This is a genomic window from Lysinibacillus sp. NPDC096212 (assembly GCF_044763105.1).
Classification (GTDB): domain Bacteria; phylum Bacillota; class Bacilli; order Bacillales_A; family Planococcaceae; genus Lysinibacillus.
Map to the genome: position 1 here is coordinate 1 of NZ_JBIWFQ010000051.1, position 21,281 is coordinate 21,281.

Consider the following 21,281-nt stretch of genomic DNA (forward strand, 5'->3'; position numbering starts at 1 on the left):
GCAAAATAGCCATCTATCCGAAAAAATAGGATAGATGGCCATTCGTCGTGCGTACCGAGAAGGTGCGCTTATTTTTTATATTTCGGGCTTACATTGTATTTTTATAGTATTCAGTTCAGTTACGATTAGAAACTATTTGGTTGTCATACAGCCAGGCATGACGGACAAATCCTGCTTTGTTGGAACTAACATATACATATATAAAGTACTTACTATTGAGATGGAAAGGGGGAAAATCAATGCCGAGCGGAACGCATCAGGTAGAGGTGGAGTTACCGATAAATAAGATTTGGGATTTTGTTAAGGATATGGATAACTGGGCTCCACTTATTCCTGGATATATTCAACACCGAAAAATTACTAACCGCCAGTCCACTTGGGAATTTTATAGTAACATCGGATTCATAAAGAAAAAGATTAATCTAATGGCCACTATAGAAGAATGGATTGAACCGACAAGGGTTACTTTTAATTTAAAGGGTTTAAATGAGGAACTTTCAGGCGGTGGCTATTTCCTGGCAGAAGTAATAGCTAAAAATAAAACGAGGATAACAGGTTTTCTTGAGATCAATGCTGGTGGTGCATTGGGACCGCTGGTTAATGAGGTATTAAAGTCTTATCTTCCTAAAGTAACAGAAGAAATGACGATTGGGATCTCTACAAAATTGGAGGAGCTTAATTAAAAAATGTTGCATAAAGTCATTGCTACACCACAGAAAATGAAAGATTATTACGTTCTTTCATGGGAGTTCAATAAGTAAAAAAGAGCTGCATATGCAACTCAATGTTATACAAGTAAAGCCCCGAATAATCTCACCTGCTCCTCAAATTAGCCCTCATCTATTTAAGATGGGGGCTATTTGACGCTTACGAATTATTTGCGACAATGTTGCTATTCCGAGTCGTTATGCAAAAGAAGATAATAATTGGTTGAATCTATCGCGCTCCTCTAAAAAAGCGCAATGGCCGCTGTTTTGGAACGGAACTAGCGTTGAATTTTTGATCAGCTTATTTGTTTCCTCAGCTTGAGTAAACGGAACGACTTTATCGTGAATTCCGTGAATAATTAATGTGGGTACATCGATCTGACCAAGATCGTTGTAAACATTTTCATCCCTAAGCGTGACCATAATGGCGGAAGTCGCCCAATTCGCCGCTTGTAATCCCATTAAAACGAACCAATCGGATTTCAGTTCGGAAATATACTGAAAGAAAAAAATTCGCGTTTGGTCTTGCAGCATTTGCGGTCGGTCATGATTTGTATCCTCGATGATTTTATTTGTAAATTCTTTTGGAACGCTAGATGGAGAGGCAGCGTCGACCAGGACGAGTTTAGATACCCTATACCCTTTGTAACGAGCCATGTAACGGATCGAGATTGCACCTCCTGTAGAGTGCCCTACCAGTGTTATGTTGCTTAGCTGTAACGTCTCGATGACCATGCGGACATCATCTGCTAATCTATCGAAAGAATACCCGCTAAAAGGTTTATCCGATTTGCCATATCCCCTCCAGTCCATTCCAATACAACGATATCCAAGCGTTGGAAGGAAATTGAACTGATATTCGAACTGGTTATGGTTTAGCGGCCACCCATGAATAAACAGAATCGTTTTGTTTCCCTTTGGATTGATGTCCTCGATAAATACGTTGACGCCTGGTTCGACAGTTACAAAGTATCCCAAGTGTATCACCCCATTTATTAAAAAGTAATTTCCCATTAAGATATTCACCTAAGGCAGAGTGTATGCCTAATATCGGCGTTAAACTTTGTTGAGCTAGTGCGAAGTTCTGATGAATACAAACTTAAGAAACGCCCAAGGATGGTAGGGGGATTTTTCGATTTTTAATGCAATGGCGGAAAGCCCCTTTCCTCGTTGAAGCAGCATATTAGTATTGATATTTTCGCTCTATAATAACGCGATTTCAACAGTTGAATTCGCTTCAAAAGGTTAAGCAACAAACCAGAAAACGAGCGCTGATTCTTGTTACATAATCGCGCCCGATTGTTGAAGATCGTTATTCAACTAAAGCCCCTGTAGTTAAAATCAAGAACTTTATAAGAAGATTAACTAAATTCAAGAAACTACTCTAAGATATTCTTATACGCTTTAAAAAGTATAAATCCTATAAAACAACTTAGTAGGTTTAGAATAATGTCATCTATATCAAAACTACCTAAAAACAAGATTAATTGGAGGATTTCTACACTGAGTATGAGTAAAAAGCAAGAAATCATCGTTTTGATTATATTTCTTTGAGAGGTAAAAGCCATTGGTATTAGAAATCCCATTGGTATAAAAGGAATGATATTACCAAAAATATTCATAAAAGCTATACTAAAACTCAAATCACTTATATAAGTTTCGATTGTTCTAAAAGGAACTAAGTTTGCACTTAATCCCCATTGGTCCCTACGCTCCATATTCGATTGTATAGTATTGATAACATCTTGTATGTCTCCATTGAACTTAATCACTATAAAATTTAGCACTAATAATATGTATATTGAAAAAAGAATCCTCCAATTTTTGTTATTCATACTTAGAAACCACCTCAATTCAGCCTATGTACTAGATCATTGGTTGAAGTATAACCTTCCAAAGCGCCGTTTGGTAACATTTCATAAAAAAATGTTATTCAACAATATGGCCCGATTGTTGAACAACAAGTTAAAAAACACTCTTCAACTATCCTGCGCCGTTAGTTGAATTAGAAAAAGATGGAATCTCTATGGAATCCCATCTTTAAGTAAAGCACCCATTAGCTTAAAAAGAGAAGTTAATTTTCGGAGGACATTGTACCCCAAGGCGGATTATACAAAGTAAACCGCTAGAGCCCCTTGTTCCAACCCCAACGACAAGAACCGTCCCCTTAACCCAGCCACGTTTTTCCACTCTGGCATATAATTTTAATAAGGTTATTTTATAAAAAGCAATATAAAGGGGATATATATATGATTGTAGATGTTAATGTTTTCAACTTTACTGATATCACAACAGCATTAGTGAGCGCACAAGACGGAGATGTATTCAATTTTTTATTATAAATGATATCAATTTCAGTAGTGTTGTTTTGATACAAAAAAATATCACAATTAACCTGATAAATAGCAGCGGCAGTAGTAGTGTTACACTTGCGATTACAAGTGGAGGAAGCTTTCGTCACTTTTCAACGTTAACAAACGGCAGTTTAACCGGAGTGTCGATGAATGTAGGTGTAGGTATCATCCTTGATGGCGGAGGGACGGGCGGAGGTATATTAATTTTCGGTTCCAATTGTTCCCTAACGCTTGATGGCAGCACAATTACCAATTGCAGGAGTAGTGGCAACGGTGGCGGCATCCTGGTTCAGGGCAATATTAGTAGAAGCAGTCTGATCATGAACGCCGCGCTCATAGAAAACTGTTTTGCTGGTAGTGGTGCCGGTGTCTTTGGTGCTGACTGTGACATCGTGATGAACGGTGGGGAAATAACAGGCAACCGTGCGAACAACAGCGGTGGCGGTATTACCAATAGCGGGAGGGAACAGACTGGGTTCCACCCTTACCATTGACGGAGGAATAATCACCGCTAATTCTACCGTGGTGGCTTTCGGTGACGCAGGAGGTATAAACGCGTTTGACACCATCGTTACAATTCAAAACAGTGAAATAAGCAACAATTCGGCCGACGGCAATGGCGGCGGCATCTATTCAATGCCACAATCTTTGGGTAGCAATGCAAATGCGCTTGTTATCATGAACAGCACAATAATTGGCAACAGTATAAGAAATTTCGGCGGAGGTATTAGGGTACAGGGTGTTCTAGGCGAATTTTCAATTACAAACTGCTTAATTACTGAAAATAAGGCAGTCAGTGTTATAGCCGGCTCAAATCAAGGCGGTGGCATTTACTTCTCCAGTGGCTCCACCCTTACCCTAAGCGACGACCAGGTGACCGGAAACACGGCGGGAACAGGAGGAGGCGGGATTTTTGTAAATGATGGCTCTATCCTTGTCCTTACAGGGATCGCTGAGGTAAGCGGAAACCAGGCGGGCCTTGAAGGTGGCGGCATTGATGCATTTTCCGGCTCTTCCGTTACCATCGAAGGAAACGCAAGAGTTATCAATAACCACGCAAACAGCAACGGGGATCCCCAAAATGCTACCCGTGGCGGCGGAGGGATTGCGCTTTTTGCGTCGACCCTTACGGTAAATGCGAGTGCGACCTTCAGCGGCAACTCATCTTTAAGCTACGGCGGAGCAATTTGGACTTTTCCGACATTCACTCCCATCTCAACTGTTACCATTACGGGCGGGACGATTGAAAATAATACAGCAAATTTTGGCGGTGGCATCTCCATGGGCGCCGTTCCAGGATTCATACCTACCTTAACGATAACCGGCGGCATAATTATGAATAACACCGCATTAACGGATGGCGGCGGCATCATTGCCATGGGTTCGCTCGTTTCAATTGCCGGCGCCGAAATAACAAATAATACCGCCGGTGGGGACGGCGGAGGTATATTTACGGATGATCTCGCCAATGTAACGGTATTTGCCTCCGTTATATTCAGTGGAAACCTTGCGCAAACATATGCTTATTGGGCTATCACAAGCGGGGGTGACAGCGATATATATAAGACGCATATATTTACAGAGCATTTCAGCACTTTCATCCCAAATCAGACGCCGCCACCGTTGGTATGGTCTTTTTTAAATGCTTATAACAATTACGACATCAACTATGTTAAGCCGGTGAAAATCGTAACAGTAAACTTTGTAGAGTTCAATAACCCCGCCCATGTGATACATTCAACCATTATTAACAGTTTTATTGGCGCCACGGTAATCATTCCGCCGTTTGAAACGTTTACGGACATCAATGGTACGCTATGGACATTGTTCCCTCCAGACCAGCCCTCACAAACAATACAATTAATCAATCCTGAGGCAGATTACGTCGTTACATTCACTTACGCAACAACACCTATATTCACGATAACACGTAGGTCTGTTAACGCCTGCTGTAAAGGCATTCGCATTGATTGCGATAACTGCTAACTGACCTGACATCGGTAAAAAGCGTCACGTTTTGTGGCTTTACCGAAATGACCGACATCGTGTCTACCCTCCTGCAGGTCAAAGCACAAAGCCGAATCCGGATTACAGAAAGAAGATTAAAAAAGCTGAAAACTCAGAAGAAATAAGAAAGGCATTTGTTCCTTTTCTTTTAGTAGGGTTCTATTTTTTGTATCCATTTCATTATTTCTTACTTAACTAACGGGGTGCAAGAGTTAAACAAGGTGTTGCAGCGGCAGCATCTTTTTTCTTGTTGTGCTAACGGGGCAGTTTAGTTTAAAAAAATAAGAGCTGTCTAAACAGCTCAATGTTCTTCAAGTAAAGCACCTTTTAGCTATATAATGTGAAAACTATTAATTGATAAGTTTTCACGTTTTATATGATACCCAAATCTTATATAAATCTAATCCAGATTCCTTTTCATAAAAATTTTTTGTATGAACTTGAAATTCATCTATTTGAGCTAAGAAAAACGCTAGAGAATAAGCTATTTTATAATCAGGTGTAATGTATCCCGATATTGTTCGTCCGAACATTTCGTTCGAAATAGAGTCTGCCCATACTTCAGATTCTCTAATAGTGTCAAAGATAAAATCTTCTCTTTTCCAAACAATTTCCATTTTATAATCATCTCCTCACTTCTTAGATAAAACTATTTCGCCTTTCTCTTTTGTAAAACCTTCTTGAGCTATACTGCTTCTTCGTATTATAAGGTCAGCCAGATATTTCTGGTTGATCATTTTTTATTTGGTTTTATTATAGCAGTAGCCAGGGTAGGACGTAACTGCTCGTGGGGCTTGACCCCGTCAACTAAACCGTTCGCCCCTACTTGCAGAAACATGATTGAGGCTGGTTGGGACTTAGATCTCGTATAACAAGCGAAGCTATGACACTGCATGGAGGATTAGGGGTAACTGGTAAACTATGATTCTAGGAGGAGATTAAAAATGAATCCAGTCATTGGTCTGGATATTTCAAAAGGAGAAAGCCAGGTTCAAGCATTTTTAGATAAAGGCAAACCATATCGTAAAAGTTTTAAGGTAACGCATACTTTAGAAGGTCTAAATGACCTTGTTATATTTTTAGAGGATGTAAAAAACGAGGCTGGTATGAAGCCTACGATCATTTTAGAAGCTACAGGACATTATGGTGCTCCTGTCATTCATTATTTAGAAGAACGAGGATATTTATTGATCATCATTAATCCGTTAATTTCATATAAAGCAAGAGGTTCGAGTTTGAGAAAAGTAAAAACGGATGCCATTGATGCCTATCTTCTTTGTGAATTGTTCTATAAAGAGGAATTGGAGCCATATAAAAAGCGTGGTGTGCAGTTATTAAACCTTCGTAATCTTACTAGACAACATGAAAATATAACTGGTGTAATGATTCAAACTAAGTTGCAATTTCAGGCAGTCCTTGAACAGATATTCCCTGAATATAAAGGGGTTTTCGGAGATTTATATTCTAATGTTTCACTATTAACTCTTTCAGATTTCCCTTCTTCAGAAGATATTTTGAAAGCAAGTGAGGAATCCATTACAGACAAAATTAATGAACTATGTAAGAGTAGGTCCATTAAATGGGCAAATGAAAAAGCTTTACAGCTTAAAGCCGCTGCAGCTCGTAATCCTTTTGAAAAGACCGTTTACCAGAGTCATATTTTAAGTCTTGATATGTATATAAAGATCCTTCTTCAATACAAAGAGCATCTATCAAAGTTAGAGTCAGAAATAGATGCCCTCGCAAAAGAAATTGAAGAATATAGTATTATCAAATCTATTCCCGGTATCGGTGAAAAAATCGCTGCAACGATTATTTCTGAGATTGGTGAAATAGATCGATTTAACAACCCTAAAAAGCTTGTGGCTTTCGCTGGAGTTGACCCAAGTGTTTTCGAATCAGGTAAGTTTTCAGCGACCAAAAATCGAATTACAAAACGAGGTTCAAGTAGACTTCGTCATGCCTTGTTCATGGCTGTTCGTTGTGCAATACGAGATTGCAGGAAAACTAAAACAGACGATAAAATCATTCCTCGAAACAAGCAATTGCGTGAGTTTTATGATAAAAAACGTGACGAAGGAAAACCTTTTAAAGTAGCGATAGTAGCTTGTATTAATAAACTATTACATTGGATTTTTCCCTTATTAAAAAATAGAACTACGTACCAAGATTTAGCTTGATAAGTAAGTACAACTAAATCAAACAAAACCTTCCAAAAACAAACTTTAGGAAGGTTATTTGTCATGCACTTTTTAGTATAGCACGTGCCTATTAAACTTTTAACAGAAAATTATTGACAAACTATTAGCTGGTTTAGTTTAAGTACATTTCTTCACAATATTTACATTAACTTTAACATAAATATCCAGTAATGAATCACCTCTAAGAACAACTAAAGAGGTCATTTTTATCAAACTTTATTAAAATTATCAAACTTTATTATAAACAATCAAACTTTTTTACAAAGCTACACTTAAATATTCCAATTTTCATTTTTGCTCATAAAAAAGCTGAACTAATTTGTTTGAATTATTCAGCCTAAAAATACCTATTATAATGTTACACATTTTATGAAGAATACTGGTGTATAGATAATACGTTAACTATTGACTTTTAATAAAATCGAATTGCTACTTTTTTATTATATATAATCGTTTCTCCCAAAATATAGCTCGGAAATTGATTCACTTAAACTCCCGTATTTCTCTAGATAAACTTCGCAGTATCTCCATATAAACTACAGATTATCCTTCTATAGTTGAACTATCAAGGAGGTAATAAAAAATGAATTTTATCAAACGTGCATTTTTAAGTGTAAAAGCAAGGAAAGGGAAATCGCTAATATTATTTACTGTATTTCTAGTAGTTTCTAATCTAGTATTAGCGGGTTTTGCAATTCAAAATGTCTCACAAAAGGCGAATGATCATGCTAGACAAACATTAGGTGTAGACGTAAGTCTTAGAATCGATGAAGAGAAGCTTATGGAAAATGTGGCAAAACAGCGAGAAGAGAATCCGAGTGGAAAAATAAAGCATCCGGAACTTTTGGTAGAAGAAGCAGACCAGTTAGCTAAATCGCCCTATGTAATAGACTACAACTATTTAAAAAGTGACATGCTTGTAGCAGATGATTTTGCACCTATTAATAGTGAAAAAGATGAAGAAGGGGTAATTGGAACAGTAGGTGGTAGTAACCCTGGAAATATGAAAATGCCTAATACATTTATCCAAGGTGTAAGAAGTTCTGATTTAATGCAAGATTTTACAGATGGAACGAATGAAATTATTGACGGTCGTCCAGTTACATCAGAGGATGCGAATAAGAAAGTAGCTCTGATTGAAAAACGGTTAGCCGAACAAAACGAGCTTCAAGTTGGTGATAAGTTAAAGATTAAATCACCTGATGAAACAGCGAAGGTTGACTTAGAAATAATAGGGATATACAAAAATTCCGGGATAACTGACTTCGAGGAAAACTTACCAGCTATGATGCATCCATCGAATAAAATATACACTACTTATGATTCGACGAAAGAAATGGAGAAAGAAAATGATAAAAAGGATGTATCTATTAACGAAGTAATTTACTATTTAAATGATCCAGAAAATATTGAGGATTTTAAAGCAGACGCAAAGAAAACAAATATTGATTTCAATCTATTTAAGTTAGATGCGCATGACGCTTTATATCAAAAAATGGTAGGCCCTATCGAGAATATTGCCGCTACTTCTAAAATGATTGTCTATTTAGTATCCATTGCAGGATCCATTATATTAGGTCTTATTATTATGTTGACCATAAAAGAGCGACGTAAGGAATTAGGTATTCTATTGGCTATCGGTGAAAAAAAGAGGAAATTAATAGGACAACTGTTAGTAGAAGTACTTTGTATAGCTGTACTAGCATTTGGCATTTCTATCATTACAGGTAAAACAGTGTCGCAAAAAATGGGAGACAGTTTATTACAGCAAGAAGTTATTGCTGCTGAAGATCAACAACAAGAATCAAATACTTTAGGATTCTCGTTTGGAATGATGAATAAACAAAATAAAGATGTTGAACCTATCGACAATATTGATGTAAGTATATCAACTCAAGATGTGTTGAATTTAGGTGGATTAGGGCTATTAATTGCGATTTTATCAACACTGCTACCAGCATTATCAATACTTCGTTTAAATCCAAAAGAAATACTATTAAAAGATGAGTAGGAGGAGTCATATGGACATCATATTACAATTTAAAAATTTAAATTACTATTATCAAAGTAATAATGGGAAGAACACTTTATTAGAGAATGTTAACTTTACCTTTGAAACAGGATGTTTCTATAGCATTTTAGGTCCATCAGGTTCAGGAAAAACAACAGCACTTACTTTAGCAAGTGGATTAGATAACCCTAAAGAAGGACATGTGCTCTACAAAGGAAAAGATATACGGAAAATTGGTTTAGATAAATATAGAAATAAATATGTTTCAATAATCTTTCAATCTTATAATCTGATTACGTATATGACGGCTCTTCAAAATGTCGTCACGGCAATGGAAATTACAGGGGTTAACATAAAAGATAAAAAGAGAAGAGCTCTTGATTTATTAGAAATGGTAGGCTTGTCAGAACTCGAAGCAAAAAGAAAGGTTTTACAGCTTAGTGGCGGTCAACAACAGCGTGTAGCCATAGCCCGTGCATTATCTTGTGAGGTAGATTTATTAATTGCGGATGAACCGACTGGTAATCTAGACGAGAAAACTTCGGATGAAATTGTAAAATTGTTCAAAGAACTAGCGCATAAAGAAAATAAATGTATCATCGTTGTCACTCATTCCCAGGAAGTCGCTAAACAGTCTGATAAGGTAGTTTATCTTGAACAACGAAATTTGGTTTGTAAAAATGTGAAGAAGAAATAGTTTGTAAAAATGTGAAGTCAAATATTAAAATTGGAGTGGAAAAAATGTGGACAAAAATAGCAGCATCCATTGGCTTAGTATCTATCGGAATAGCAATTGGTTTATTTGCAAATTTGGCGAATTTAGGTGGTGACTCGGATCAAAATGAAACCAATATGTTTCAAGACAAAAACACGTATTCAGAAGAAAAGATTCCCGATCAGCGGCAGTGGGAATCTCCAAATCCAAGAGGAGAAATGACGCCAGAGCAGTGGGAGGAGTTCACATCAAAACCAGGTGAACGTACACCAGATCAGCGGGATCCTTTCTCATCTAATTCAGAAGAAGATATGATACAAGGTTCTACATCTCCTATTTGAAATTCTTGCATGCGTGGCCCGACAGATTTACCTTCAGGTAGAAATGAACTGCCTCCTAAATATCGGTTATAAATAACGTTTCCCCTAGGATAAACAGGTGAAGATTAAAACATGTTTATCTTAGGGGGAACTTTTTGTTTTAATCAAAATTTCTCTAAGAAATCTACCAGTAGAGATTTTTAGAATTGAAGCTCTTAAAAAGACAATATCCTTATCGGTAGGAAAGCAATGAAGGAGGATGTATAAAAATCTATGATAAAGGCTGGAATTATAATCCTTATTAATTTTATAAATAAATCTTTAAATTACAAAATAAGAATCCATCTTTTTTCAAAATGGATTCTTATTATTATCATTATCATATTAATAAAGTTTTTAAGAGTTTTTAATCATTAATCATATTGATAAGTGACTTCATACTCTTAAAGAAGATATCCTCTGCTCCTAATGCTTTAAGCGATACGTATGTTAAACACGAACACAATAACAATGTAAAAACGGCCAATAACATCAATGGACGTAGATCAATTTTATACATAAAAGCTTCTCCTTAGTTGAATAAGTTGAAAGAAAACTGTTGAATAGACATATAAATCTAGACGTGCCCATCCTGTTGAAAGTATCAATTTTCTTCCTAACAACTAATTTACATGACCAATCTGGTATTTGTGTGAAGATATTGAGGTGTTTATGTAGAGAAATTAAACTCAAAAGCTTTCCTTCCAGTCGATTGTGGTAATCACATTGATGTTACAAAACAAAGTCGCAAAGAACCTCCATATTTGTAAATGAGATTGTCTAATATAATTTTAAAAGGTGAGGCATCTTCACATAAACTACAAATTGAACGGTTATAATGGCTACAAGGGGGATCTATCGATGAACTATCATATTCTTGTAGTAGAAGACGATTTAGAAATTCAAGAATTAATTAAACAGTTTTTAATGACACAAAATTATTCCATAGAGGTTGCATCAGATGGGTTAGAGGGAATGAAGCGATTTAATACACAATCGTTTGATTTAATTCTTCTTGATGTAATGATGCCCAACCTTAACGGGTTTGAAGTTGCCAAAATGATTCGTAGTGAGTCAAGTATTCCAATTATTATGTTAACAGCTTTAGAAGAAGAACAAGATCAAATGAAAGGTTTTGATCTAGGGATTGACGATTATATAACAAAACCATTTTCATTTCATGTATTGATTAGACGAGTACAAGCGGTTCTAAGAAGAAGTTATTGTAATAATAAGGAGAATCATTTAAGTTTTAATGAACTAAATGTCGATCGTGATGGATATAAAGCCTTTGTAAATAAGATTGAAGTACCATTAACAACAAAAGAATTCGAAATTCTACAACTACTACTTCATAATGAAAAAAAGGTGCTTACTAGAGAAATCATCATTGAAAAAATTTGGGGATATGATTATTCAGGAGAAACACGAATGATTGATACACATATAAAAAATTTAAGAAAAAAATTAAATATACCCTACATTAAAACAGTAAAGGGTATTGGATACAAAATCGATGAATAGGATTGTTAACATCATGAAGATGAAAAAAATAACCTATAAACTCTTTATGATCACTTCTCTCATTTTGTTATCTTTTGCAGTCTTGATTTATTTAACTTTATATTTCTTCCTTCCAACATTTCATGAACAATATAAAACTAATCAGCTCCAATCGGGAATAGAGGAAATAATCCATAATTCTAAAAATTTAACATTAACAAATGCGATACCGCTTTTTGACGACTACATCAAAAATAACAATGCCTTCATTTACCTACAAACTAAAGAAGGAACTATTATATATTCGCCTAATTTTTTGATGCAGGGAATTTCGCAACCACCGAATGCAATTGCAAAAACTGCATTAATACAGAATGAAGAAACACCTAAGAATGCATATTTTGTTACTTTGCCGATTCAATTTCTAGATGAAAGTAATTTAACGGTTACTGTATTCGCAACATTTCAACCTATTGATGAAGCGTCGCAGGTCTTAGTACGTTTTCTACCTTTTATAAGTATCATTGTAGTAGTTATTGGATTGGGGAGTGCCTATTTATATTCAAGGTTCATTACAAAGCCTCTCATCTACATTAATGAGGGGGCGCAAAAGATGGCGAACCTGGATTTTTCCGAAAACATTGTAGTTCGTTCAAATGACGAATTAGAGGAACTATCCAGTAGCTTGAATGAAATGTCGAATAATTTGCAACAAACAATGCAAGATCTACAAAAAGTAAATGAGCAATTAAAAGACGATATTGAAAGAGAACGAAAAATCGAAACAAAACGTAGAGAATTTTTCGCAACTGTTGCACATGAATTAAAAACTCCTCTCACTGTGATGAAGGGATATTTAGAAGGGATGATTTATAATATCGGTCCTTATCAAAATCGAGACTTCTATTTAGAAAAAAACCACGAAATAATCGAGAGAATGGAGCAATTGGTTCGAGAAATTTTAAGTATGTCAAAGCTTGAACAAGATACCTTTAAACTGCAATTGGAAGAAGTTAATCTTTTAGAATTATTTGATGCAATAACGAAAGATCTCGGTTTTTTTGCTTCTAAAAAAGACATTCAGATAATAAAACAAATTTCTTCTTACATGAATATACGTACAGATCATGACTTATTAGAAAAAGCCTTTAAAAACATAATTCATAATGCGATTATGTATTCACCGCAAGGAGAAACTGTCTTTATAGAGGTAACTGAGCTTTCAAAAGAAAGTCAGATTGAAATAAAAGTGATTAATACAGGTGTTAAAATTAAAGAAGAAGAAATCCAACAATTATTCGAGCCATTTTATCGAATCGAAAAGTCAAGGAATCGAAATACAGGTGGAAGCGGACTAGGTCTATATATTGTAAAACAAATTTTTGAAGCTCTATCTGTCACCTGTTCAATAAGTAATATCGAAAATGGCGTTCAATTTTTAGTTCATATACCTCGTTTCGATTGTAAAGGTTAAGACGTAAATAGAGGAATTTTCTATCAACATAACCAGGCACTGAACTGCTTCATTAGACAACGAGAATAATAAAGATGTTTTAAACGGCTTGAGTCCTAATTCTAAAGGACTCAAGCCGCATAATCGTTTCTGGTAGCCATAAGGAAGGGAAGTCAGGGGAGTTTACTCCTCTATTTGAACCAATGACTGTTTTAAGATATCTTCTAATACTCTAGTTAAAAAATCCAATTCATTAGATTGGTATTTATTTAAAAAATGAATTACATTCTTTTCTATATGCTCATGGAGGTCCTTGTGAACCTCAAACAATTCATATCCGAGTGGCGTAATAGAAAAGAGAATTTCCTTTTTATTATCGGGCAACTGCTCTTTTTTTATGAGGTTCAAACTCTCTAACTTGCGCGTAATTTTTGAAACGGTTCCTTTTGGAATTTCCATTTCTTTGGAAATTGTAATGCCATTGACAGGCCCGAATTTTCCAACTGCTTCTAAAACATGTAACATCATTATCGTTATATTCGGCAAAAGTTGTCTTAAAATTGGATTTTTAATCTTTTGGGCCATCCACTGTTTTTCCTCGTCATCTCCGTCTGTAAATCTTTTCGAAATTTGCTCTGTTAATTTAATGATTTGAAAAACAAGAGCATCCTTTTCTGTGTTATCGTACATCGTTTATTCACCTTTTCATAAATTTATTAAGAAATAAGCCTGTTTCTATAGTATACAAGAAAAAAGCAATCTCACAAAGTTTCCTAGAAACAATATTGACATTAATTCATAAAATGGTAATATGGTTTCTAGGAAACAATATGGGGGAGAGGATAAAATGAGAGATCAAGAAAAGATGCAAGTTGTTCGTATTTATGAATATGGCGGTCCCGAAAAAATGCAATTAGAATGGCTTGATATCCCTGAAATAGGTAAAGATGAGGCGCTCGTCAAAGTAAAGTTTGCCTCTGTGAATTTCCTTGATATTCAGATGCGACGGGGTGACCTGATAAAGCAAAAATTTTACGGAAAGGAAGCAGGTTTCAATAGTAACCTGCCGATTACGATTGGTAGTCAATGTATGGGCGTTGTTGAAGCGGTAGGTGAAAATGTTGACCATTTAAAACCTGGAGATAGGGTAATCTGTGGAGGCGCGGGAACCTATGCAACCCATGTAATTTCTTCAGCAAAGAGAATGATTCCAATAAATATAGATATTCCTGATCAACAAGCAGCAGCCGGACTGACACAGGGATTTTTGGCCTATGCCTTTACACATAAAGCTTATCCTATCCAAGAAGGAGAATGGTGTTTAATTCAAGCAGCAGCTGGCGGACTTGGAAGTTTAATATGTCAAATGGCGAAGCTTCGAGGAGGAAAAGTAATTGGTGTAACATCAAAAGAAGAAAAGGCGAAATTTGTGCTTGAAGCTGGTGCAGATATCGTTTTGATTTCCTCAAAAGAGAACATTCCTGAGAGAGTAAGAGAAATAACAAATGGAGAGGGTGTCCGTGTAGTTTATGATGGGGTTGGAAAGGATACCTTTGAATCAAATTTGAACAGTCTTGGTTTAGGAGGTTATCTAGTGATGTATGGTCAGTCAAGTGGATATGTTCCGCCACTTGATATAATGAAACTTCAAGAAAAAGGATCTCTGTTTTTAACAAGAACAAATGGACTTCCGTATATGAAATATTGGCCCGAATATATGGAGAATTTCCAAAAGTGGGTAGCAAATGACGATTTTTCAATAAAAATAGACCATGTGTATGCCTTAAAAGATGTAGCTAAGGCACATTCTGAAATGGAAGATAGAAACTCGGTTGGGCGAATTTTGTTAAAGCCTTAAGTAATTGATAATGAAATAGGGTATTCCATTTGTATTTTTGTGTAATTATATGGTAATATAGGATAAATCTATTTGGATGGAAAGGATACAGGAGAACACGTATGCCAACATTTACTTTGTGATGATCAATAAACTGGATAGCATTGCCCTCAAAAAAACAATGTTTTTTTCAAGGGGGTAGTATGCCCATTTTTCTCATTACAAAGGAACCGAGCAACCCTGTAGTCTCAATGCGTCAGGAGGTCCTTGTGTAGGATCTTCTTTTTTATTTATACAATAAATTTTACATTGTACTGCGAGATATCCAAATAGATGCTTGCGTACCTTTATCTTAAGAGGTGAAGGATTAATGTTAAATATTACATTCCGCTGGAGGCTTTCTCAAATACCAGAACGAACTGTCAAGAAGCACTGCAAAATGTGTGGGAAATTATCTGTTTTTATGGATACAAATGTACGAAGGCATAACGCAAACGGAAAAAATATATACCAATTTGCAATATATAAATGCGAAAAAAATCATACGTGGAATAAAAAGTTAGCTATTTATAAAACGTTCTCAGAGCATGTGGCTGAAGTTGAGGAGCAGAAAGAAGAATCTTCAATATTATCAACGATTCCGATAATCAGCTTAGTAGAACGAGGAATAAAGGTGATACACATTGTATTAGATGATGTGATTGGAAAACATCGAATTGATAAAGTGCTTGCAATCCAAATTGAGGATTGGAGTCGATCACAGATCATAAAGAAAATTGAAAATGGAACGATTCAATTAAATAATCAAATCATTAAACCTAGTACAATATTGTCAAAGGGCGAACGTATTTCCATTTTCATTGACTAAATAAATTTTTTTCAAGGTCGCAACATGGTGAAGGGAGACATTCCCTACACGGTTGTGACCTTTTTGTTTGAGTGAAGGAGATATCGTAACAGGGTAGAGTCATTCAATCTTAATGGCTATTTGAATAGTTCAATATCAATTGTTTACATGGAGCAAGGATCGACTTTTTCTAAATTTTTTTACAACCTTGTTTATTTACCTAACGACTTCAACTGCTCGCTGATTATCATCGGGAATTCAGTTAAATCTAAAGGTAAGCCGTAAATCTCTACTCTTACGAAATAGTTAGAATAGAATAATAAATAGTTAGACAATAGTCATTCACCTGTAAAGGAAAACTTGTCTATAATTCAGACATCAAAGTATTAGAAGAGAAATCAAATGAAAAAAATTATAGATTTAGTTTTATCTAATTGATCTGCATCGTGTTGTTGTTGAGGCTTCGCTTCCGCACAAAAAACATTTGCCGGCTTAAGTACAAAGCCGATTCCGGGCGTAATATGCCGAGGTATCAGTGATTATCCTTAAATTGGAATATTTTGAAAAACGATGAAACTTATTGTAATAATTCGCGTCTACTAACCGAATCATAATTTTAGGAGGTAAAAATGTGAATTAAAAAAATCTAACAACTTCAGTGTTTAATAGATTAATTGATGACAAAGCTGCTTTTCTTGGCTTGAAAATAAAAGGTAAGCTTAGTTTTCTTACCGCAAAGGATAAGTATTACGATATGCTTGGCCAAAAGTTTAAAATAACAAAAAGTTTTAGTTGATTAAGGATAGGGAAAAATTGAAGGGGGCTAATGCCATGAAAAAAATACTATTCACTTTCATGCTTTTAAGTTTCAGTATAATAAGTGCATGCTCTGATAAAGAAGAGCATGTGAACAAGTCACAAGAAGAACAACAACTTAACGTGCCAAACAAGCCACAAGAAGAAGAGCGTCCATCACATGAAAAACAGCAGGAACCGTCCAAAACAAATACGGGAAACACAGTAGCATCTAATACACAGGCTGGGGCATTAAAAAATATTAAGGACCAGCTTAAAACTAATTTACCTATAATTTTACCAAAAGGGCTTCCGATAACAAAAGGTACATTTTTAACGGCAACAACGAAGAAAGAAGCTAATCAAGTTGAAGTACAATTTTTTGAAAGTAAAGAGGTTTTGCCAATCAATGATAAGAAGCTTAACAATTCACAGACAGCTATGATTATTGCAAGACTAGTAGTAAAGCAATATCCGAATGCTAAAGAAGCAAATGAGCAAAATTTTATATCAGAACTTTAGTCAAAATGGTGGTCAAAAGGTTGATCTTGGCTATAACATTAAAGGTTATCAGGATGCTGGAGCGGGTTCGTTATGGACTGGTTGGAATGTGGGAAGATGGGCATTAGCGACACATACACGAACAGACAATCCAGAAGCAGGTGTGAAGCTTGCTAAACAGGCAGTCCAATTTTTAGAAACACATATGCTTCCTATTCCAAAACAAAATGGTTTTGCGCGCTTAGATGTTTATAAATCAGGAAATACAATTGTTTGGCAGGACGAAAAACTTGTCTATACGCTTGATTCAATCAAAGAGCCACTAAAAGCACTTGAAATTGCCGCAGGTTTTTATCATTAATAGTATTCTAAATTTGGTGCTAGATAAATTCGCAAAGACGGATGCTATGTATTAAAACTCTTTTATTTATGTTAAGCGCCTGAGGTTGAATCGACTCAGGCTCTTTTGTTGAGTATTGCCTATAGCAACTTGCAAAAAGTACATTACACCGTTATTACTAATTAGTTAAGTTGTATGGAAAATTATGGTAGCTACTAGCGTCATTGCAGTAGTGGGTATTGCAAGATCAAGTTAAGATTTCGCCACATCAGAACATATGCTGCAACACATGCTAATCCAATATATATAAAACATGAAGTGGTTTATTAACGAATGTGTATGTAAGGAATAAAGCCACCATTAGCCATCCATGAAGCGCAAAAATAAGCACTTCACCACAGGAAAAGTTCTTTCATTGGAGTTTAAGTGTAATAATTCATTTATTTCTTCTATATGCATATCTTCTTTAGTTTTATTTATTACAGGAATGCTGCCCCTTCGTTCAGGAAGAATTTTCAACTATAATCGAAATCGCATATATTTTTAGTTTACATAACAACAGACATGGTAATGAATACTTGGTTCTAGATGCCAATTGGAGAGTAGTTATATAGGTAGCGATTTGAGGAACATTCCAAAATCATTACATACAAACCATGCAAAGATCTCAAATATGGGTCTTAGTCTAAGCCTCTTCATTAATTAAACATATCCTTTACTAAATCCTCAGAATGGAGGTGAAAAGTGTTAAATTCAATGCATTTTAATATAGGACATCAAATGTTTCCCGGTTTTCATAGATACAAAGGAATAGGAGGATCCCGTGACGGTTAAACAATTCTGATAGATGCTATGTAATACACAACGATAACAATTCACCCCGAAGAATATACATAAAAGAAAAGATCAGACGGAACCCATCCCAGCTGTCCCTTTCACTTTTCTTTCAACCTTGGACTTCGATAGGAATAACATATAAAAAGTTAACTAGTAAGACTAGTTAACTTTTTATACAGACGCACTCAATAGTCCATTGAATAACATTAAGTGTCATACTCTTCAGATAGCGGAAAATCACCTGAAGTTTTTAAAAAAATAAGTCATTCCAAAAGGAGTTTCTGCTCGTGCGTCGTTGGATTCGCGAAGTACGACGTAATCTGCTCGTGCGTCGTTGGTTTCGTGAAGTACGACGTAATCTGCTCGTGCGTCGTTGGATTCGCGAAGTACGACGTAATCTGCTCGTGCGTCGTTGGATTCGCGAAGTACGACGTAATCTGCTCGTGCGACGCTGGTTTCGCGAAGTACGACGTAATCTGCTCGTGCGTCGTTGGATTCGCGAAGTACGACGTAATCTGCTCGTGCGACGCTGGATTCGCGAAGTACGACGTAATCTGCTCGTGCGACGCTGGATTCGCGAAGTACGACGAACCCTGCTTGTGCGTCGTTGGATTCGCGAAGTACGACGAACTCTACTTGTGCGACGCTGGTTTCGTGAAGGATGAAATACCTTGCTAGAGCGTCGCTGGATTCGCGAAGTACGACGAACTCTGCTTGTGCGACGCTGGATTCGCGAAGTACGACGTCTCCTGCTCGTGCATCGTTCGTTACTAATAGGATCTTGGTGCATGAAGTGACCTAACCCTGAGTTGTTAGCCATTTCTACTGCATTCTGTATAAGTGACATATTCAAACCTCCTTTCAACTTTATTAGAGAAAGAAGGTAGATTCCTTATTCAAAAAGAATCAAACCCATGCCTCTGCACATTCTTTCCCTAATCGTAATATATGAGGTTGCACTAAAGACGTTAGAGTCAATCACATAGTTTTCGAAAGGAAAATATAAACTCTATATCTTTTTGTGGAATCTTACATTTTGTTTTAATACGAATAATTTAAAAATGAAAGGAAAGAATTCGCGTGGATAACGGCACAATAATACCTGAATATCATCTTTTTATTCATCCTTTAGATTTAATTGAACTTAGGAAAGATATATGGTGTGACGATCCTATCGCTGCCAAGCTAACGATTAACAAAAGAAAGTATGATATTGATATCGCCTATCGTGGGAACCATATCCGGGATTTTCGAAAGAAGTCGTATCACATTTCGTTTAATAAGCCAAGTACGTATAGAAATACTAAAGAAATTCATATCAACGCAGAATATAATGATCCTTCTCTATTAAGAAATAAACTATCGCTCGATTTTTTCAACGAAATAGGGTGCATATCGCCAAAGTCCCAATTTGTAAATATGAAATTGAATGGGAAAAATGAGGGGCTTTATTTGGAATTAGAATCAGTGGATGAGTATTTCCTTAAGAATCGACAACTACCGCAAGGGCCAATATTCTATGCGATTGATGGCGATGCTAACTTTTCGTTGATGAGTGATCTTGACAAAGAAGTAAAGAAATCACTTAAGGCTGGCTATGAACTAAAATATGGGACAGAACAAGATGAATTTCATTTACAAAAAATGATTATTGAAATTAATACCATTTCAAGGGCAGAATTTGAAAATGAAATTGTGAAATACTTCAATGTTAATCAGTATCTTAGCTGGTTGGCTGGCGCTGTTTTCACCCAAAATTTTGATGGTTTTGTTCATAATTACGCATTATACCAAAATAGCGAAACTAGGCAATTCGAAGTCATCCCGTGGGATTACGATGCAACATGGGGAAGGGATGTAAACGGGAAAGTGATGGAGGAAGACTATTTACGAATCGAAGGATTTAATACGCTTACCGCAAGAATTCTCGACGTAAAAACATTTCGACGTCAATACAAAAACTTGCTAAAAGTTATTTTAAACAACCAATTTAATGTAAACTATTTGAAACCAAAAATACAAGGTATGCATAATTTAATAAGACCTTATATTCAAAAAGATCCTTATAAAAAAGACGATATCCATTTATTTGATAAGGAACCAGAGTATATATTGGATTATATTGAAGCACGGGCGAAATATATAAGAGGGAAATTAGATTCATTAGATTAAGTTGTTACATCATCTTACAAAACCCTCTTTCCATGTGATAAGAGGGTTGTTGTCCCTTGAATTAGCACACAATTATCTGTACTATAAATATAGTAAAATCGTTTAAGTGGTGTTCTTCTTATGTGGTCATATTATTTAATTTTAGTTTTAGTTCATCAGCTAAGCGAGTTACACGGAGGTTATCCCGTGTAATAGTGAAGTCATTTTAGCTTCCTTTCTTCAACTAAACTGTACCGTACCCTGAATAACCACATCAATTTTTTTTGCTTTTATACGACCTCTACCCGTGAATTGAAAATAAAGTCGTACCGTTTATAAAAATTTAATAAAACTCCATTTTGATTAAATTTTTTTCAAAATGGAGTTTTTTGCATTTGCCCTTAAATAAAGGATGAAGGAAACTCTTTATCAAATAAAACGATATGAAGTATGCCTTTTATGTTTGGATATTAGTAAAACTTTTTAGTGGCTTAAGGATGTTAGTATCTATAATAGCACTTTCAATCTTAATTCCTCCTGCAAAAAATAAATACATTTTCTAATATACATGAATCAATTTCATAAATCATATTTTCCAAGAGCTTAGACTACTCCTATTAAGAAAACTTACGTTTTTTAAAATTATGCTGCTTGAGTTTGTGA

At 35.7% G+C, this 21,281-nt stretch carries 21 protein-coding genes; 14 read left to right on the forward strand and 7 right to left on the reverse strand.

Annotated elements, in window-relative coordinates; genetic code table 11:
* Positions 1 to 239: 239 nt before the first annotated feature.
* Positions 240 to 683 carry an SRPBCC family protein gene (locus ACIQ7T_RS27155; protein WP_049665349.1) on the forward strand — a complete coding sequence of 148 codons (444 nt, stop codon included), beginning with the start codon at positions 240 to 242 and terminating at the stop codon, positions 681 to 683.
* A 222-nt stretch (positions 684 to 905) separates the two neighbouring features.
* Here the strand turns inward: ACIQ7T_RS27155 and ACIQ7T_RS27160 are convergent, their stop codons facing one another.
* Together ACIQ7T_RS27160 and ACIQ7T_RS27165 are read right to left on the reverse strand one after the other, a co-directional pair.
* Positions 906 to 1,685 carry an alpha/beta fold hydrolase gene (locus ACIQ7T_RS27160; RefSeq protein WP_370082617.1) on the reverse strand — a complete coding sequence of 260 codons (780 nt, stop codon included), beginning with the start codon at positions 1,683 to 1,685 and terminating at the stop codon, positions 906 to 908.
* A 401-nt stretch (positions 1,686 to 2,086) separates the two neighbouring features.
* Positions 2,087 to 2,542: a VanZ family protein gene (locus ACIQ7T_RS27165; RefSeq protein ID WP_402875119.1), complete on the reverse strand. Its 456-nt coding sequence runs from the start codon at positions 2,540 to 2,542 to the stop codon at positions 2,087 to 2,089.
* A gap of 533 nt (positions 2,543 to 3,075) precedes the next feature.
* Between ACIQ7T_RS27165 and ACIQ7T_RS27170 the strand changes: the two genes are divergently transcribed.
* On the forward strand, positions 3,076 to 3,555 hold the full coding sequence (locus tag ACIQ7T_RS27170) for a hypothetical protein (protein WP_402875122.1): 480 nt from the start codon (positions 3,076 to 3,078) through the stop codon (positions 3,553 to 3,555).
* Positions 3,485 to 5,047, forward strand: coding sequence for an autotransporter outer membrane beta-barrel domain-containing protein (locus tag ACIQ7T_RS27175; RefSeq protein ID WP_402875125.1), 1,563 nt, complete (start codon positions 3,485 to 3,487; stop codon positions 5,045 to 5,047). The genes ACIQ7T_RS27170 and ACIQ7T_RS27175 overlap by 71 nt, the downstream gene beginning before the upstream one ends.
* Positions 5,048 to 5,433: 386 nt before the next feature.
* On the opposite strand, the gene ACIQ7T_RS27180 is transcribed toward ACIQ7T_RS27175, so the two are convergent.
* A complete protein-coding gene (locus ACIQ7T_RS27180; protein ID WP_370045850.1) occupies positions 5,434 to 5,685 on the reverse strand; it encodes a hypothetical protein in 252 nt (83 codons plus the stop codon).
* 327 nt (positions 5,686 to 6,012) lie between these two features.
* On the opposite strand from ACIQ7T_RS27180, the gene ACIQ7T_RS27185 reads away from it, so the two are divergent.
* The 4 genes from ACIQ7T_RS27185 (at position 6,013) to ACIQ7T_RS27200 (ending at position 10,336) form a co-directional block, all read left to right on the forward strand.
* Positions 6,013 to 7,248 (forward strand): IS110 family RNA-guided transposase, encoded by a 1,236-nt coding sequence (locus tag ACIQ7T_RS27185; RefSeq protein WP_402875129.1) that lies wholly within the window; start codon positions 6,013 to 6,015, stop codon positions 7,246 to 7,248.
* A gap of 604 nt (positions 7,249 to 7,852) precedes the next feature.
* Positions 7,853 to 9,280, forward strand: coding sequence for an ABC transporter permease (locus ACIQ7T_RS27190; RefSeq protein WP_370082570.1), 1,428 nt, complete (start codon positions 7,853 to 7,855; stop codon positions 9,278 to 9,280).
* A 10-nt stretch (positions 9,281 to 9,290) separates the two neighbouring features.
* A complete protein-coding gene (locus ACIQ7T_RS27195) occupies positions 9,291 to 9,977 on the forward strand; it encodes an ABC transporter ATP-binding protein (RefSeq protein WP_370082572.1) in 687 nt (228 codons plus the stop codon).
* 44 nt (positions 9,978 to 10,021) lie between these two features.
* Complete coding sequence (locus tag ACIQ7T_RS27200) at positions 10,022 to 10,336, forward strand: hypothetical protein (protein ID WP_370082574.1); 315 nt, start codon at positions 10,022 to 10,024, stop codon at positions 10,334 to 10,336.
* Positions 10,337 to 10,721: 385 nt separating this feature from the next.
* Here the strand turns inward: ACIQ7T_RS27200 and ACIQ7T_RS27205 are convergent, their stop codons facing one another.
* Positions 10,722 to 10,874 (reverse strand): hypothetical protein, encoded by a 153-nt coding sequence (locus tag ACIQ7T_RS27205; protein WP_370082576.1) that lies wholly within the window; start codon positions 10,872 to 10,874, stop codon positions 10,722 to 10,724.
* Between the two features lie 341 nt (positions 10,875 to 11,215).
* On the opposite strand from ACIQ7T_RS27205, the gene ACIQ7T_RS27210 reads away from it, so the two are divergent.
* Positions 11,216 to 11,878 carry a response regulator transcription factor gene (locus tag ACIQ7T_RS27210; protein ID WP_370082578.1) on the forward strand — a complete coding sequence of 221 codons (663 nt, stop codon included), beginning with the start codon at positions 11,216 to 11,218 and terminating at the stop codon, positions 11,876 to 11,878.
* Positions 11,871 to 13,331: a sensor histidine kinase gene (locus ACIQ7T_RS27215; protein WP_370082580.1), complete on the forward strand. Its 1,461-nt coding sequence runs from the start codon at positions 11,871 to 11,873 to the stop codon at positions 13,329 to 13,331. Before ACIQ7T_RS27210 ends, ACIQ7T_RS27215 begins: the two co-directional genes overlap by 8 nt.
* A gap of 162 nt (positions 13,332 to 13,493) precedes the next feature.
* Here the strand turns inward: ACIQ7T_RS27215 and ACIQ7T_RS27220 are convergent, their stop codons facing one another.
* The gene (locus ACIQ7T_RS27220; RefSeq protein ID WP_370082582.1) at positions 13,494 to 14,000 is read right to left on the reverse strand and encodes a MarR family winged helix-turn-helix transcriptional regulator; all 507 of its coding nucleotides are present in this window, start codon (positions 13,998 to 14,000) and stop codon (positions 13,494 to 13,496) included.
* 157 nt (positions 14,001 to 14,157) lie between these two features.
* Here ACIQ7T_RS27220 and ACIQ7T_RS27225 point away from each other — a divergent pair, with 157 nt between their 5' ends.
* Entirely contained in the window at positions 14,158 to 15,168 is a 1,011-nt protein-coding gene (locus ACIQ7T_RS27225; RefSeq protein WP_370082584.1) for a quinone oxidoreductase family protein, read from the forward strand.
* A 349-nt stretch (positions 15,169 to 15,517) separates the two neighbouring features.
* On the forward strand, positions 15,518 to 16,015 hold the full coding sequence (locus ACIQ7T_RS27230) for a S4 domain-containing protein (RefSeq protein WP_370082586.1): 498 nt from the start codon (positions 15,518 to 15,520) through the stop codon (positions 16,013 to 16,015).
* Positions 16,016 to 16,206: 191 nt separating this feature from the next.
* Here the strand turns inward: ACIQ7T_RS27230 and ACIQ7T_RS27235 are convergent, their stop codons facing one another.
* The gene (locus tag ACIQ7T_RS27235) at positions 16,207 to 16,329 is read right to left on the reverse strand and encodes a hypothetical protein (RefSeq protein WP_370082588.1); all 123 of its coding nucleotides are present in this window, start codon (positions 16,327 to 16,329) and stop codon (positions 16,207 to 16,209) included.
* Positions 16,330 to 16,825: 496 nt separating this feature from the next.
* Here ACIQ7T_RS27235 and ACIQ7T_RS27240 point away from each other — a divergent pair, with 496 nt between their 5' ends.
* Together ACIQ7T_RS27240 and ACIQ7T_RS27245 are read left to right on the forward strand one after the other, a co-directional pair.
* Positions 16,826 to 17,311 (forward strand): hypothetical protein, encoded by a 486-nt coding sequence (locus tag ACIQ7T_RS27240; protein ID WP_370082590.1) that lies wholly within the window; start codon positions 16,826 to 16,828, stop codon positions 17,309 to 17,311.
* Positions 17,283 to 17,651 carry a hypothetical protein gene (locus tag ACIQ7T_RS27245; RefSeq protein WP_370082592.1) on the forward strand — a complete coding sequence of 123 codons (369 nt, stop codon included), beginning with the start codon at positions 17,283 to 17,285 and terminating at the stop codon, positions 17,649 to 17,651. Before ACIQ7T_RS27240 ends, ACIQ7T_RS27245 begins: the two co-directional genes overlap by 29 nt.
* Before the next feature lie 1,066 nt (positions 17,652 to 18,717).
* Here the strand turns inward: ACIQ7T_RS27245 and ACIQ7T_RS27250 are convergent.
* The gene (locus ACIQ7T_RS27250) at positions 18,718 to 19,314 is read right to left on the reverse strand and encodes a CotG/ExsB N-terminal domain-containing protein (RefSeq protein WP_402875138.1); all 597 of its coding nucleotides are present in this window, start codon (positions 19,312 to 19,314) and stop codon (positions 18,718 to 18,720) included.
* A 233-nt stretch (positions 19,315 to 19,547) separates the two neighbouring features.
* On the opposite strand from ACIQ7T_RS27250, the gene ACIQ7T_RS27255 reads away from it, so the two are divergent.
* Complete coding sequence (locus ACIQ7T_RS27255; protein ID WP_402875141.1) at positions 19,548 to 20,639, forward strand: CotH kinase family protein; 1,092 nt, start codon at positions 19,548 to 19,550, stop codon at positions 20,637 to 20,639.
* Positions 20,640 to 21,281 lie beyond the last annotated feature (642 nt).

Excerpts from the sequence above, each read along its gene's own strand:
- ACIQ7T_RS27155 (WP_049665349.1), top strand. The coding sequence starts at position 240 with ATGCCGAGCGGAACGCATCAGGTAGAGGTGGAGTTACCGATAAATAAG.
- ACIQ7T_RS27165 (WP_402875119.1), bottom strand. The coding sequence starts at position 2,542 with ATGAATAACAAAAATTGGAGGATTCTTTTTTCAATATACATATTATTA.
- ACIQ7T_RS27180 (WP_370045850.1), bottom strand. The coding sequence starts at position 5,685 with ATGGAAATTGTTTGGAAAAGAGAAGATTTTATCTTTGACACTATTAGA.
- ACIQ7T_RS27185 (WP_402875129.1), top strand. The coding sequence starts at position 6,013 with ATGAATCCAGTCATTGGTCTGGATATTTCAAAAGGAGAAAGCCAGGTT.
- ACIQ7T_RS27190 (WP_370082570.1), top strand. The coding sequence starts at position 7,853 with ATGAATTTTATCAAACGTGCATTTTTAAGTGTAAAAGCAAGGAAAGGG.
- ACIQ7T_RS27195 (WP_370082572.1), top strand. The coding sequence starts at position 9,291 with ATGGACATCATATTACAATTTAAAAATTTAAATTACTATTATCAAAGT.
- ACIQ7T_RS27200 (WP_370082574.1), top strand. The coding sequence starts at position 10,022 with ATGTGGACAAAAATAGCAGCATCCATTGGCTTAGTATCTATCGGAATA.
- ACIQ7T_RS27205 (WP_370082576.1), bottom strand. The coding sequence starts at position 10,874 with ATGTATAAAATTGATCTACGTCCATTGATGTTATTGGCCGTTTTTACA.
- ACIQ7T_RS27210 (WP_370082578.1), top strand. The coding sequence starts at position 11,216 with ATGAACTATCATATTCTTGTAGTAGAAGACGATTTAGAAATTCAAGAA.
- ACIQ7T_RS27215 (WP_370082580.1), top strand. The coding sequence starts at position 11,871 with ATGAATAGGATTGTTAACATCATGAAGATGAAAAAAATAACCTATAAA.
- ACIQ7T_RS27220 (WP_370082582.1), bottom strand. The coding sequence starts at position 14,000 with ATGTACGATAACACAGAAAAGGATGCTCTTGTTTTTCAAATCATTAAA.
- ACIQ7T_RS27225 (WP_370082584.1), top strand. The coding sequence starts at position 14,158 with ATGAGAGATCAAGAAAAGATGCAAGTTGTTCGTATTTATGAATATGGC.
- ACIQ7T_RS27230 (WP_370082586.1), top strand. The coding sequence starts at position 15,518 with ATGTTAAATATTACATTCCGCTGGAGGCTTTCTCAAATACCAGAACGA.
- ACIQ7T_RS27240 (WP_370082590.1), top strand. The coding sequence starts at position 16,826 with ATGAAAAAAATACTATTCACTTTCATGCTTTTAAGTTTCAGTATAATA.
- ACIQ7T_RS27245 (WP_370082592.1), top strand. The coding sequence starts at position 17,283 with ATGAGCAAAATTTTATATCAGAACTTTAGTCAAAATGGTGGTCAAAAG.
- ACIQ7T_RS27250 (WP_402875138.1), bottom strand. The coding sequence starts at position 19,314 with ATGTCACTTATACAGAATGCAGTAGAAATGGCTAACAACTCAGGGTTA.